We start from the raw sequence: 13,379 nt of genomic DNA on the forward strand, positions 1-13,379 counted from the left end.
CGCCAGATGACGCAGACGGCATACTAGACCGTCCATAGTACCTGAATCGCAGGCAATTCATTCATAACTTATCCTGATAATCATGCAGAGCGTGATACAGTTGCCGATTTTTCTCTTTTGGCGTTTTCTTTCACTACAAATGGTGACATGTTTTGACTGTATCATTTCCGAACACTACACCATTTATTTGATATTTTTTTCACAATAATATTGTATTTTTTTACCTTCGCTTTCCATAAACCTATAACATGCGGAAAATTGAGCTATTATGCTAGAATAAGAGAGCAATGTTCATGCTGAGTAACCCTCAACCAAAGGATGCGTCATGAAAAAGCCACACTTGCAGGACAAATATTCCCTCTTCATTGACGGCCAATGGAAAGATGCCTCAGACGGCGCGACCTATGACACCTTCTGCCCGGCCAATGGCGAGCGTCTTGCAACTTGCGCAGAAGCCACCAAGGAAGATGTGGACGCCGCCGTCAAAGCCGCGACCCGCGCCTGGCAAAGCTGGAAAAATACCGATCCCATCGTGCGCGCCAACCTGCTTCTGAAAATTGCGGATATTATTGACGCCAACAAAGAACATCTCGCCATGGTGGAAACGCTGGACAACGGCAAGCCCATCCGCGAAACAATGAATGTTGACATCCCCTTCGCCGCCGACCACTTCCGTTACTTTGCAAGCGTAGTGCGTACAGACGAAGGCTCTGCCACCATGCTTGACGGAAACACGCTCTCCCTGGTTCTGCGTGAGCCCATCGGCGTTGTGGGGCAGATCGTGCCCTGGAACTTCCCCTTCCTTATGGCAGCCTGGAAACTGGCTCCGGTGCTGGCCGCCGGTTGCTGCACCGTGTTCAAACCCTCGAACCACACTTCCCTTTCCGTGCTGGAACTGGCGCGTCTTATCGCCGATGTGCTGCCCAAGGGCGTCTTCAACGTCGTGACCGGGCGCGGTTCACGGTCCGGCCAATACATCCTGGAGCACCCCGGCTTCAGCAAACTGGCCTTCACCGGCTCCACGGACGTAGGCCGCAGTGTGGGCCTGGCCGCCGCCAAGCGTCTTATCCCCTCCACCCTTGAACTGGGCGGCAAGTCGGCCAATATCTTCTTTCCCGACTGCCAGTGGGATCTGGCCATGGACGGCCTGCAACTGGGCATCCTGTTCAATCAGGGGCAGGTATGCTGCGCCGGATCGCGCGTTTTTGTGCATGAAGACATTTACGACAAGTTTGTGGCCGAAGCTGTTGAACGCTTCAACCGCATAGAGGTTGGCCTGCCCTGGGAAGCGAAAACCCAGATGGGGTCGCAGATATACGAGGCGCACCTCAAGGCCATACTGCTCTGCATCGAGCAGGCCAAGGGCGCAGGGGCCACAGTGCTTTGCGGCGGCGAACGCGTTACCGAAGGCGAACTGGCCAAGGGCTGCTTTATGCGGCCTACCCTGCTCGGCAATGTCACCAACAAGATGCGCGTGGCCCAGGATGAAATTTTCGGCCCCGTGGCCGTCATCATCAAGTTCAAGACTGAAGAAGAAGTGATCAGCATGGCCAATGACAGCGTCTTTGGCCTGGGCGGCGCAGTGTGGACGCGCGACATAAACCGTGCCATCCGCGTAAGCCGCGCCATTGAAACTGGCCGCATGTGGGTAAACTGCTACAACAGCATCCCGGCGGGCGCTCCCTTTGGCGGATACAAGGAATCAGGCATCGGTCGTGAAACCCACAAGATCATGCTTGAACACTACACACAGCAGAAGAACATCATGGTCAACCTGGGCGAAAAGCCCACCGGCTTCTACCCCTAGGGCAGATGCCCTTTGAAATGTGACGCATTTCAAAGGTGACCTTCTGCCGAAAATATGATTTTCGGCAGAATCCACGCCACCCTGTGGCGCGCTGCAATCTAGAACAGCGTTAGGGCCTGTACCCTTTTTCAATGGGTACAGGCCCTAGACCGGATCAATAGCGAGTATGCCTGTTCTCAACAGTTGCGGCACGCCCGCACCACATGCGACAGCACGGACAGACAGCACGGACAAGACAGCCCTTTGCGGCTCCATGCCAAGGACCTGCGCTCGCCAGCCAATTGGGCCTTTCAGGGCCCAGACGCGCCGTCACGGCGGTTCGTCGGCAAGGGCAGAGGGCGAAGCAAAAAAAAGAGGGCCGTCACGACCCTCTTTCGCAGTAGCATATATGGCCACCATATGAGCAAACCAGAACAGGTTATCCTGGCATGCCGCGTGGCTCCTGGTGTTGATTATTTTTGCGAGTATATATTCCAAAAATTCATGACACGCTGGTATTGGGTCATAACTGTGTGGATAAACTGCGCTTGCGCCTTCACAGTGGGCGTCTGCTCATACAGCCGCCAAGGCAATTTCAAGGTGAGGTTCTCGAAACCGGGCTTTTGGCCTGGCACGTTTTACGCCCAGTTCCCAGGGCGGCGGGCTGTGTTATGGTCTGCGGGGTCTGTAGCGTCGAGCCACAGTCGCATTTCATCAACAACCGTTTTTAGTTTTTTGTTAAAATTATCTTTTCTCACTATGGAACTATTGGCTCCAAAGCATCTGTGCACCTTAACAGCATCGGAAGTCGGCGGAACACTTTCAAGATAATTTGTCCAGTTGCTTACGATGCGTTCTATCTCAGTCCTTTGCTTTTTTGTAATGTCAATATTCAAATTCATCATACGATAGTTTGACACAAATAAAAAATCAGCACAAGTTAATAAAAAATTTTTTTAAAGCGTTAAAAAAAGAGGAGGGCCCCCACGGCCCTCCCCTTCACATGAGTGGAGAATTATTCATGAACTGCGAACCGGCCACGCACCCAGCCATGTCACGGAAAAGTGATGCTTTTCGTTTAACAGTGGCATTGCGGCATAAAGCCGCCTGCCGGGGTTGCGTTTTTTCAGGTTCCACGACGGCCCGCCCACAAGGGCAGGCTACGCCGGTTTACTGTTGGGGCCCTTCGGGCGTCCGCTGCACCAGGGCCAAAGCCAGCAGTGCGGGTGACGCCAAGGGCCTCTGCGCGGAATTTTGCAGCTTGCGCCGCACAAATCCCGCCATGTCCATTGCCAAATCCGCATCGGTTATAGCCGAACGGCAGGCCTTTTTGTTTTCTTCCAGTACGGCAAGGTACCGTTGTATCAGGGCAAGATCATGCTCCTCATAATAAGTCGCGGATCTGTCCTGCGGTCCGTTTTCCGACAGGAATGCGTCATTGATGCGTTGCGACATGACCATTCCTCCCTGAATGGATCACTGCTTCCCTGCGTCTGGGGGGCTGGTTCGCCTTGTTGTGTCAACACGCGGTCTCCCCTTCCCCACTCATCACTAGCCTTATCGGAACGCGGAATAAAAACCTTTAGCGGGAAGACCATATTTATGGGAAATTTTACCGCTCTGTATAAAGGCGTGCATACATAGTGCGTTATGCACTCCCCTTGCGCGAGTTACCCTTGCAAGGGGTCGTGATCACAGATACCATCGGCCACATCAAGCCAGAAGAGGAGAGTCTATGCCAACACGCATATTGCACAAGGAAAGCCTGATTCCGGGCAAAACCAGCAAACTGGTGCTTGATGCACCGGAAATCGCCCGCAAGGGCAAACCCGGCCACTTTGTTATGCTGCGCATGACCCCCACAGGGGAGCGCATCCCCCTCACCATTGCGGATACCGATGCCGAAAACGGCACCATTACCATTGTGTATCTGGTCATGGGCAAAAGCACGGCCCTGCTTGAAGCTCTCAATGTCGGCGACGATATCCTTGACGTCTGCGGCCCTCTGGGCCACCCCACCCATATTGAAAAGAAAGGCACCGTCATCTGTGTGGGCGGCGGTACGGGCATTGCCGCCATGCACCACATTGCCAAGGGCCACGCCCGCATGGGCAACAAGGTCGTGGGCGTCATCGGCGCGCGCAGCAAGGATCTGCTGCTTTTTGAAAACGAGCTGAAATCCTTTGTCAACGAACTGCTCATCTCCACCGATGACGGCAGCTACGGCCACAAGGGCCTTGTGACGGACCTTCTGCGCGACAGACTTGAAAAAGACAAGAGCGTCTTTGAAGTCGTGGCCGTGGGCCCCGTGCCCATGATGGCGGCTGTGGCCGAAACCACACGCCCCTTCGGCGTCAAGACCACGGTCAGCCTCAACCCCATCATGGTTGACGGCATCGGCATGTGCGGCGCGTGCCGTGTCAGCGTGGGCGGCAAAACCAAGTTCGCCTGCGTGGACGGCCCCGAATTTGACGGGCATGAAGTGGATTTTCCTGAACTGCGCCGCCGTCTGGCCGCCTATCGTGAACAGGAAAAAGTCTCCATCGATGACTATCAGAGGACTGCTCATGGAAACTAAGACTCCCAAAAAGCCCGTTGCCCCCAGGGTGGATATGCCCTGTCAGCCTGCCGAGGTGCGGCGCGCGAATTTTGACGAAGTAGCCCTGGGCTACACCAGAGAAATGGCCATTGAAGAGGCCACACGCTGCCTCCAGTGCAAAAAGCCCCTCTGCGTCAGCGGTTGCCCGGTGGAAGTGCCCATTCGCGACTTTATCCGCGAAGTGGCGGTCGGCAATATGGACGCCGCCTACCGCATCATCAAGAGCACCAACAGCCTGCCCGCCGTATGCGGCCGTGTCTGCCCTCAGGAACACCAGTGTGAAGGCAAGTGCATTCTCAGGGCCAAGGGCCAGCCTGTGGCCATTGGCCGCCTTGAACGCTTTGTGGCCGATACCTATATCGCCACCTCGGCCTGCGAGCAGGTCACCGGCACCAACTCCTGCGCCCTGCCGCGCGGCGACCTCAAGGTTGCCTGCATCGGCTCCGGCCCGTCTTCCCTCACCTGTGCGGGCGTCTGCGCTGCGGAGGGCATCAAGGTCGACGTGTATGAAGCCCTGCACGAACCGGGCGGCGTGCTTATTTACGGCATCCCCGCCTTCCGTCTGCCCAAGAACGTGGTCGCCACCGAAATTGACGGCCTGCGTCTGGCTGGCGTTGACTTTCACCTCAACTCCGTAGGCGGCCGTACCGTCGAGGTGGAAGAACTGCTTGAAACCCATCATGCCGTCTTTATCGGCGTGGGCGCGGGCCTGCCAATGTTTTTGGGCGTTCCCGGCGAAAACCTGGTGGGCGTGTTCTCGGCCAACGAGTACCTCACCCGCGTGAACCTTGGTCGGGCGTACGACTTTCCGCATCAGGACACCCCGGCTTTCCCGGGCAAAAACGTCACCGTCTTCGGCGCTGGCAACGTGGCTATGGATGCGGCCCGCACCGCCCTGCGCATGGGCGCTGAAAGCGTGCACATCGTCTACCGCCGCACCAGGGCTGAAATGCCCGCCCGCCTTGAAGAACTGGAACATGCTGAGGAAGAGGGCGTGCAGTTCGCCATGCTTTCGGCCCCGGTGCGCTTTAACGGCGACGCCGAAATGCGCCTCACCTCCGTGACCCTGCAAAAAATGGAGCTTGGCGAGCCCGACGCCTCTGGCCGTCGCCGCCCCGTGGCCATTGAGGGCGAAGTGTTCGACCTGCCCACAGACCTTGCCGTCGTGGCGCTTGGCACACGCTCCAATCCCATTCTTCTGGACGCCACCCCCAAGCTCAAGCAGAACAAGTGGGGTTACATCGAGGTAGATGAAGAAACGGGCGAAACGTCCATACCAAACGTCTTTGCCGGGGGCGACATCGTCACCGGCGCGGCCACCGTCATTCTCGCCATGGGCGCGGGGCGCAAGGCCGGACAGGAAATAGTGCGGCGTCTGCTGAAATAAGGTACAGTCATAACTGATTGTTGCTCTAAGGGTGCGAAAGTTTGCCAGGCGAACTTTCGCACTTTTTTCGGGCCGCACCCTTTGTTTCCGGCCATACCATTGTTTCCGGCCACTCCTTGCGAGGCTTGCTGCGGCAAAGGGCGCACCCGACATGCGCTGCTGCAAAGGCCCGCCCCTGCCGTGCGCCCCATGCTGCAAGACTGAGACGCCGTGGGCTGGCGCTGCGGCGATGCCGCCCTGTGGGCCTGGCCTTGCAGGGCTGGCGCGCTGGACTGGCGGGCTGGACTGGAGCGCCGGACTGGGGCGCGAGCGCTTCACTGCAGGTCTGACGCTGCACAACCAGTATACTGCCACCCAGCGCTGCGAGCCTGAAGCGCGGGCCTGACGCTGCGGGCGGCGTCATAGGGCTGACCGTGCCTGCCGCATCTTGCCAGCCGGGCTTTTCGGAGTCATACTGACAGCACACAGCAACCTTCCTCCCGCCACGGGAGGCCGGGACGCCCCGGACACTCAGGGAAACCAACGCATGATTCTCGCAGACCTGCACACCCACACCAAGTATTCTCACGGCGGCAACAGCCCGGCCGAAATGTACGCAGCCGCTCAGGCCAGAGGCCTTGAGATCATTGGCTTTACCGAGCATTCGCCACGGCCCCTGGGTTTTGATTACACAAACGAATACAGGGACAAACTGACGCGCCACCTGCCGGACTACGCCCGCGAAGTTCTGGAGATCAAGGCCGCCAACGCGCACGGCCCCTGCCGGGTGCTTTTCGGCATGGAAATGGACTGGCTTGAAGGCCAGCAGGACTTTACCCGTGCGTCCAGTACGGCCTATGATTTCGACTACCTGCTGGGCAGCGTGCACTTCATCGGGCAGTGGGGCTTTGATGACGGCGCGCAACCGTGGAAGGACATGTCGCAGGAAGAATGCGAAACCCAGTACACCCGCTACTTTGAAACCTGGGAACGTATGCTGGCCTCCGGCCTTTTCAACATTGCCGCACACCCGGACCTCATCAAAATTTTCTCTGTCGAGCAGTTTCATATCTGGCTGGCAAAACCGGAAAGTCTGGCCCTTGTGCGCAGAGGCCTTACGGCCTTGCGGCAATCCGGCATGAGTATGGAAGTTTCCTCGGCTGGCCTGCGCAAGGCCTGCCGCGAAATCTATCCCGCGCCGCCCATTATGGTTATGGCCGCAGAAATGGGTCTGCCCATAAGCTTCGCTTCGGACGCGCACGTAACGGACGACGTGGGCTACGGCTTTGCCCGGCTGGCTTCCTACGCCAGCGCCTTCGGGTTCAGGGAATACACCGTGTTTGACCGGGGGCAGCGCAGCGTCTACCCCATTTAAGGCGCGCGGCCTTGCCGAGGCTCGGGCAGACATTTTAGCAGGGGTTCTGACAGGGCGCTGGCAGGGATTCAGGCAGGCGCAAGAGTGCACGCCGCCAGCAATGCCGCAACGATGCAGCTTTTGCCGGCAGGGCCCGGCCCATACACCGCACAGGATGCCTTTATGAACAGGGCGACAGCGTCCTGACAAAGTCCACAGACGGCAGCGTATGCCCGCCGTAAGCCGCCCGGCAGAAGCCATGCTGCAATCAGATACGCTCTGGGCGCGCAAGACGGTTTCTGGAACCGCCGCCGTTCGAAGGGCCGGCTGCGCGACGGCAGCCTGCCAAAGAGCCGCGCTTCTGCCTGCGGCAACACTTTCTGGAGCTTTTTCGCATCACGTTGAAGACCTGTAGCAGGGATGACATATGTTTGAGCCAATTGTAACCATCAGGGACCTGAGTCTTTTTCTCCCCGGCGACGCCAGCCAGCGGCTTGTTTTGCACCATATTGACTGGCAGGTTGCGCGTGGCCGCCACTGCGCCCTGCTTGGCCCCAACGGGTCCGGCAAATCCACCCTGCTGCGGCTGCTGCGTGGCGAACTTTGGCCCGCCAGAGGCCACATCTGGTGGCACACGGCAGAGGGGCGCGAACAGTCCCCCCTGGCCGGACGCGCCATGACGGCCCTTGTGTCCCCCGGCCAGCAGGAAAACTACCAGCGCCAGGCGTGGGATCTCACAGGTCTGGACCTCTTGCTCACAGGATTTGACGATACGCCCCTGGTGTATTCCGACGGCGGGGCTCAGGCCCTCGCCCGCCGTGAAGCAGCCGTGCGGATGGCTGGCCGCCTTGAGGCGGAGGGTCTTCTGGATCGTGCCATGCCCACCCTTTCGCAAGGCCAGCTGCGTCTGCTGCTTCTGGGCAGAGCCCTGTTGCGAGCCCCGGCCCTGCTTTTGCTCGACGAATGCACCGACGGGCTGGACGCCCGGTACCGTGAAATTTTCTTTGACGTGCTTGAAGAGCACGCCCCGCGCTGCACCATCATTATGACCGCGCACCGCCCCGGCCAGATACCCTCCTGGTGCGAGGAACGCCACTATGTCAGTGACGGCAGGCTGTACTCCGTCCCGCCAAGACAGGCAGGCCAGGATGGCCCGGAGGCCGAAGAAGCCGACCCGGCGCAGGAAAAGGGGCTTACCATCGCAGCCGATGAGGCAGGACAGGTTGAGGCGGTGCATCCCCTGCTGAACCTTGAAAACGTGACCGTTTTCATCGACAGGCAGGAAGTGCTGCATGATGTCACCTGGAGCATGCACCAGGGGGAACATTGGCGCATCAGCGGGGCCAACGGCTCAGGCAAATCCACCCTGCTGCGGTTGCTGGCCGGGGACGAATTCGCGGCCGCCGGGGGCACGCTGGAGCGCTGGTTGCCGCGTCAGGGCGGCGCTGTGGACACCCTGGCCGAAGTACGCAAGGGCATACGCCTTGTATCCGACCTGTCGCAGGCGCTGTACGGCTATTCGCTGACGGCGCACGACATGGTCTGCACCGGGTTTGACAACAGCATCGGCGTCTACCGCAAGTTCAGCCCGGGGGAAAAGGCCGAGGCCCTCCGCCGCATGCGCGAAATGTTCCCTGAAGAAAGCGAGGAGGGCATAGAGGCTCTTGGGCGGCAGTCCATCCGCCGCCTGTCCACCGGGCAGTTGCGCCGCCTCTTTCTGGCGCGGGCGCTGGTGGGCGAGCCGGACCTGCTGCTGCTGGACGAACCCTGCTCCGGCCTGGATGCCCAAAGCCGCGCGCGCTACCTCAACCTTCTGGACCATCTGGCCGCCAGAGGGCTGCCTATGGTCTTTGTGTCCCACCATGGCGAAGACGCGCCCCTGTGCATCAACCGCGAGGCGCATATGGAAGACGGACGACTGCGCGTCATAGTGTAGGCATCTTCGGAACAAACCGCGCCTGCGCCTTCACGGTGCGGCCTGCCTGTGCTGCCGCGACAGTTTCAAAGCGCCGTTGTGCGGGGGCCTGGGCAATCCGCGCGACAGGTACTGCAGTAACCACAAAAAATCCCGCCAAGGCGGGATTTTTAATTGTCCGGGGCAATATGTCAGTCCACGGGCTATTCTTTTTCGCTTGCGTCCACGGCGCTTTTTTTGCCGCCAAAACGGGAACGCAACACTTCAATGACCACCGGCAGCACCGATACCACCACAATGGCATAGACGATGATGCTGAAATTCTGGCGCACCCAGTCGAGATTTCCCAGAAAAAATCCGGCAGAAACCAGGCAGCCCACCCACAATACGCAGCCCGTCACATTGAAGAAAAAGAACGTGCGCGGGCACATGAGGGCAATGCCCGCCACAAAGGGCGCAAATGTGCGGACAATGGGCACAAAGCGGGCCAGCACAATGGCCTTGCCGCCATGCCGCTCATAAAAATGATGGGCCTTGAGCAAATGCTCTTTCTTGATGAAGCGGCTGTCGCGGGAAAAAATGGCCGGGCCCACATGACGGCCAATGAAGTAATTGACGGCATCGCCAAGAACGCCCGCCGCCAGCAGCACCAGCATGACTTCCACATAGCCCATAAGACCGGCTCCGGCCACCACGCCCGCCGCAAACAGCAGGGAATCGCCCGGCAGAAACGGCGTTACCACAAGACCGGTCTCACAAAAAACTATGATAAAAAGTATGGCGTAAATCCAAAGGCCATACTGTGCAACCAGTTCAAAAAGATGCACGTCAATGTGTAGAACAAAATCAATGAAATAGCGTATTATATCCATATAATCCAGCTCCGGGCCCTGATTTCGGGGGCAAAGCGCCTCTCCCGACCGCCCTTGTACCCCAAGGCCGCTTATGGCACAACACGGGCATGCGACAGATTTTTTCTGCAACCCTGATTTTGTGTTTCTGCTTTACGCTGCTGCCGGCCCAGAACGTGAGGGCCGATTTTTACCATGTGGGTTTTCGCACCCTGGGGCAATGGGACCCGGAAAGCGGCCTGAGGCTTGACGTAAACCTCTGGTACCCCTCGGTGCGGCCTGCGCGCGACATCCAGTATGGCCCGTGGGAAATCTCCGCAGCCCGCGGGGGCAAGCCCGTGGACGGGCGCTTTCCGCTTATCCTGCTTTCGCACGATACCGCAGGCTCGCGCTTTTCGTATCACGATACCGCCGCGTGGCTGGCAGCCAGCGGTTTTGTGGTGGCCGCTCCCACCCACCCCGGCGACAATACCGACAATATGGATCTTCTGCTGACCTGGCAGCAACTGTCAAACAGGGTGCGCGAGCTTTCCAGCCTCATCCCCCTTCTGCTCAATGATCCGGAGGCCGAACCCACCATTGATCCCGATCGCATCGGGGTGCTGGGGTTCGGCGCTGGCGGCACGGCGGCCCTGCTGCTGGGCGGCGCGCTGCCTGACTGCGAGGGCTGGCGCACTTACTGCGTCCAGGCAGGCAAGCAGGACATGTATTGCAATACCTGGGCGCGCAACCGCATGGACGGCCTTTGCCAGAGCCTGCCCCTGACCAAAAGCCTCGCCGACACGCGCGTCAAAGCCGTGGCCGCTGTGGCCCCGGGTTTTGGCATGCTCTTCAACCGCGATTCTTTCCGGTGGTTTTACCCGCCGCTGCTGCTTATGGCCGCCTCCAACGACCGATTGAACAACACTGCCATGCACGCCCGTCGCATTTACGAGCTGGCTGGAAAAAAATCACGCTGGCTGGTGCTGGACAAGGCCGACGCAGGGGCGCTCATGGCCCCCTGCCCGCCCGCGCTGGAAAATGAACTGCCCGAACTTTGCCGTTCAGTCAGGGATGAGGACAGAAAAAGCATACATAAAAACATGTTCGCAGCGTTAACCGAGTTTTTTCTCCACTACCTGGGGAGCAGTGTTAACCTGCCGCACATTCCTGCGCCACCCGACCTTAGCCCGCCCTTGCCGCCCAAGCCCGAACCCGCGCCTGCGCCGGCACAGCCCGCAAAACGCAACCGTGCAAAATAAGAGTGTTTTTTCGTTAATTTTCAGCAAGCTAGTAGGAGCGGCTTCTTGACAATTACGCCGCCCCTTACTAAAGGTCTTATAGTGCTGCACACTGCTGATACGTACAGGCAATGCACGCAAAACGCCAGGTCTGGCGCTGGTCGCAACAAGATGTTAGCATTACATATTTGCGTGGAACCCCCTTACGGAGCCCACCGGAATGGCCTGCCAAGTTCGCGGCAGGCCCTCGCGAAAACATTCGCCAAGGTATATGCTGCCTGTGCGTAACAATGCATCCTTGCTGAGAAATGGAAGTACAGATGCCATGAAGATAAGGCTTTTTTGCATTCTGTGCCTTATATTTGCCGTAGGTGTCGGGTCCGATGCTCTGGCCGCGCAATCTTCAGGCACACAAAAAAACAACATTCAACCAGAGGAGCCCTGGGTTATCATGCCCGCCGGAGGAAGACCGGCCTTTATGGGTATTCATGGCGGCACAATGCCTGTCAGTCTGCTGGTTTACGGCGATGGGACCTCACTGGTGACCTTTGTGGGGCGGACTGGCAACGACTTTCTTGATGTGCTTCGGCGCACGGATCTGCCCGTGCCGAGCCTGCTCAACGCCACCGCACACAATGGAACCAGTGAAATCATACTGCCTGCGGGCAAATCTGGCATACTGACGGCAGGAAATACCAACAGCACCATGCCCGTCTTTAATGTCACCGGAGAAAGACTCTCTCATATGGACATGGCGCCAGGGCAACTGCAGCCCTTCGGCCTGTCCGATAAGCCTCTATCCATTGAAGGCGAGGTCAGCAGACCGGCCCATCTTTCTCCCGCCAAACAGTACAGGCTGTTTTTTCAGCCTCAGTATTTGCAACCCCGCCGCCCCATACGCTGACGGCCAGTTTCGCATTTTCACTGGCCCCTGCTGTACCTTATATTGTTTCCATTTTTTATGTCCGCGTCCTGCGTCTGATTCCTAAACTATAGAATAATTTGTAATTTTATGTAAATTTTGATATATTGATACACTCAGAATCACTAGCTAGAGGAGCTGATTATGTCCCTTTCCAATTACCACGAGGCAATGGAAAGACTATATAGAACCTGCGCAGAGCAGGCATCGCATCGCCCGACCGACAGGCTTTTTTCGCAAGGCCTGAAATATCTGCTGGAAAACTGCCCGTCATTTGATGCTTGTGTTGGTGAAGACAACCCGTTTTACAAGGAGTTTGTCCTCCATCTCCAATCAGGCGTCAGCATGGATGAAGATTGCCTCAGCCTCTTTGAATGCCTGGCCATTTTCTTCCGTATCCGCCAGATGATCCAGAAAGAACGCGTGCTCAGCGATACGGAAAGCAAAATCCTGCACTACTTTGAAACTTGTGGAGAATGGCAGCCTCAGGATACCACCATTGTCAGCCACTGGTACTGGTGGCGCATCCCTACATTGGCAATGCACTAATAAATCCCTGCGCTGAAGTGCATGCATTTTGCGGCGGTCTGCCGAGCGACCAGCCGTCCGGAACACGCTATCCGACATCCTGAACGATTGGCGCTACGGCAAAGCACGCCCGTTTATCAGCGCGACAGTGTTGCCTGCACTCATGCATTGCTTACCGTTCCACACGCCATTCGGCCTGTGTGGCATACTCTCACGCGCGCTTTTTCATAGCACGCTGTACGCCCCCTCCTCTCGCCCCGCCCCAGAGCAGTACAATTTTGTCATGAAAATATCCTGAGTTCGTGTTCGGCCGCGCTCGCCGTAGCGCCACGAGCGCGGTTAGCCATGCCTTCCCACGGCGGAGCCCATACTGTGACCGGCGAGGGCACATATGCTTAAATTTGCCCGGTGCTGGAGCAGGCAACCAGTGAGATAATGAGATGCCTGTTAGACGTTGCCTCTGCCCCCCACTCCGCTTCAGATCAGAACACTCATTGTGCTCACTGAAAAAATGACAATAATTTTATATGGATGGGCGTGGGTGAGGAACCCTTTTATTAAAAGGGCCCTCCCCCACAAGGTATTTCAGCGTTTTCATTCAGCCGCGCTGTGGCGCGCTGCACTTTCGTACAGCGCTGCAGCATTCACACTTTTTCAAAGTTACAGCTCCAAATAAATATCCCCCGGCATAGCCGGGGGTTTTCTACATACAATAAATATCCCCCGGCATAGCCGGGGGTTTTTCATATGCGCCTGTAAGGCTCTCTTACCAGCTGCGCCCTAGCAGGCGCATGCACGATCTGACATTTGCATTTCTGTTACTTGCGGCCCGTAAACG

General features: G+C 57.7%; 11 protein-coding genes. 9 read left to right on the top strand and 2 right to left on the bottom strand.

Annotated features, from left to right (window positions below):
- Positions 1-325: 325 nt before the first annotated feature.
- The gene (locus BCS36_RS06545; protein ID WP_291302098.1) at positions 326-1,807 is read left to right on the top strand and encodes an aldehyde dehydrogenase family protein; all 1,482 of its coding nucleotides are present in this window, start codon (positions 326-328) and stop codon (positions 1,805-1,807) included.
- Positions 1,808-2,956: 1,149 nt separating this feature from the next.
- Here the strand turns inward: BCS36_RS06545 and BCS36_RS06550 are convergent.
- Positions 2,957-3,241, bottom strand: a complete 285-nt coding sequence (locus BCS36_RS06550) for a hypothetical protein (protein WP_291302099.1) — start codon at positions 3,239-3,241, stop codon at positions 2,957-2,959.
- A gap of 280 nt (positions 3,242-3,521) precedes the next feature.
- Between BCS36_RS06550 and BCS36_RS06555 the strand changes: the two genes are divergently transcribed.
- From BCS36_RS06555 to BCS36_RS06575, 5 genes are all read left to right on the top strand, one after another.
- Complete coding sequence (locus BCS36_RS06555; protein WP_291302100.1) at positions 3,522-4,364, top strand: sulfide/dihydroorotate dehydrogenase-like FAD/NAD-binding protein; 843 nt, start codon at positions 3,522-3,524, stop codon at positions 4,362-4,364.
- A complete protein-coding gene (gene gltA / locus BCS36_RS06560) occupies positions 4,354-5,772 on the top strand; it encodes an NADPH-dependent glutamate synthase (RefSeq protein ID WP_291302101.1) in 1,419 nt (472 codons plus the stop codon). The genes BCS36_RS06555 and gltA overlap by 11 nt, the downstream gene beginning before the upstream one ends.
- Before the next feature lie 229 nt (positions 5,773-6,001).
- Positions 6,002-6,157 carry a hypothetical protein gene (locus BCS36_RS06565; protein WP_291302102.1) on the top strand — a complete coding sequence of 52 codons (156 nt, stop codon included), beginning with the start codon at positions 6,002-6,004 and terminating at the stop codon, positions 6,155-6,157.
- Between the two features lie 141 nt (positions 6,158-6,298).
- On the top strand, positions 6,299-7,126 hold the full coding sequence (locus BCS36_RS06570; protein ID WP_291302103.1) for a histidinol-phosphatase: 828 nt from the start codon (positions 6,299-6,301) through the stop codon (positions 7,124-7,126).
- A 406-nt stretch (positions 7,127-7,532) separates the two neighbouring features.
- Positions 7,533-9,041 (top strand): ATP-binding cassette domain-containing protein, encoded by a 1,509-nt coding sequence (locus BCS36_RS06575; protein ID WP_291302104.1) that lies wholly within the window; start codon positions 7,533-7,535, stop codon positions 9,039-9,041.
- A 182-nt stretch (positions 9,042-9,223) separates the two neighbouring features.
- On the opposite strand, the gene BCS36_RS06580 is transcribed toward BCS36_RS06575, so the two are convergent.
- Positions 9,224-9,892, bottom strand: a complete 669-nt coding sequence (locus BCS36_RS06580) for a DedA family protein (RefSeq protein ID WP_291302105.1) — start codon at positions 9,890-9,892, stop codon at positions 9,224-9,226.
- An 89-nt stretch (positions 9,893-9,981) separates the two neighbouring features.
- Here BCS36_RS06580 and BCS36_RS06585 point away from each other — a divergent pair, with 89 nt between their 5' ends.
- The 3 genes from BCS36_RS06585 to BCS36_RS06595 all read left to right on the top strand — a co-directional run bounded on the left by BCS36_RS06585 (position 9,982) and on the right by BCS36_RS06595 (position 12,562).
- Positions 9,982-11,112 (top strand): dienelactone hydrolase family protein, encoded by a 1,131-nt coding sequence (locus tag BCS36_RS06585; protein ID WP_291302106.1) that lies wholly within the window; start codon positions 9,982-9,984, stop codon positions 11,110-11,112.
- Positions 11,113-11,416: 304 nt separating this feature from the next.
- Positions 11,417-11,995, top strand: coding sequence for a hypothetical protein (locus tag BCS36_RS06590; protein ID WP_291302107.1), 579 nt, complete (start codon positions 11,417-11,419; stop codon positions 11,993-11,995).
- 162 nt (positions 11,996-12,157) lie between these two features.
- Entirely contained in the window at positions 12,158-12,562 is a 405-nt protein-coding gene (locus BCS36_RS06595) for a hypothetical protein (protein ID WP_291302108.1), read from the top strand.
- The last annotated feature ends 817 nt before the right edge of the window (positions 12,563-13,379 follow it).

The sequence above is a fragment of the Desulfovibrio sp. MES5 genome (assembly GCF_002237645.1).
Taxonomy (GTDB): Bacteria; Desulfobacterota; Desulfovibrionia; order Desulfovibrionales; family Desulfovibrionaceae; genus Desulfovibrio.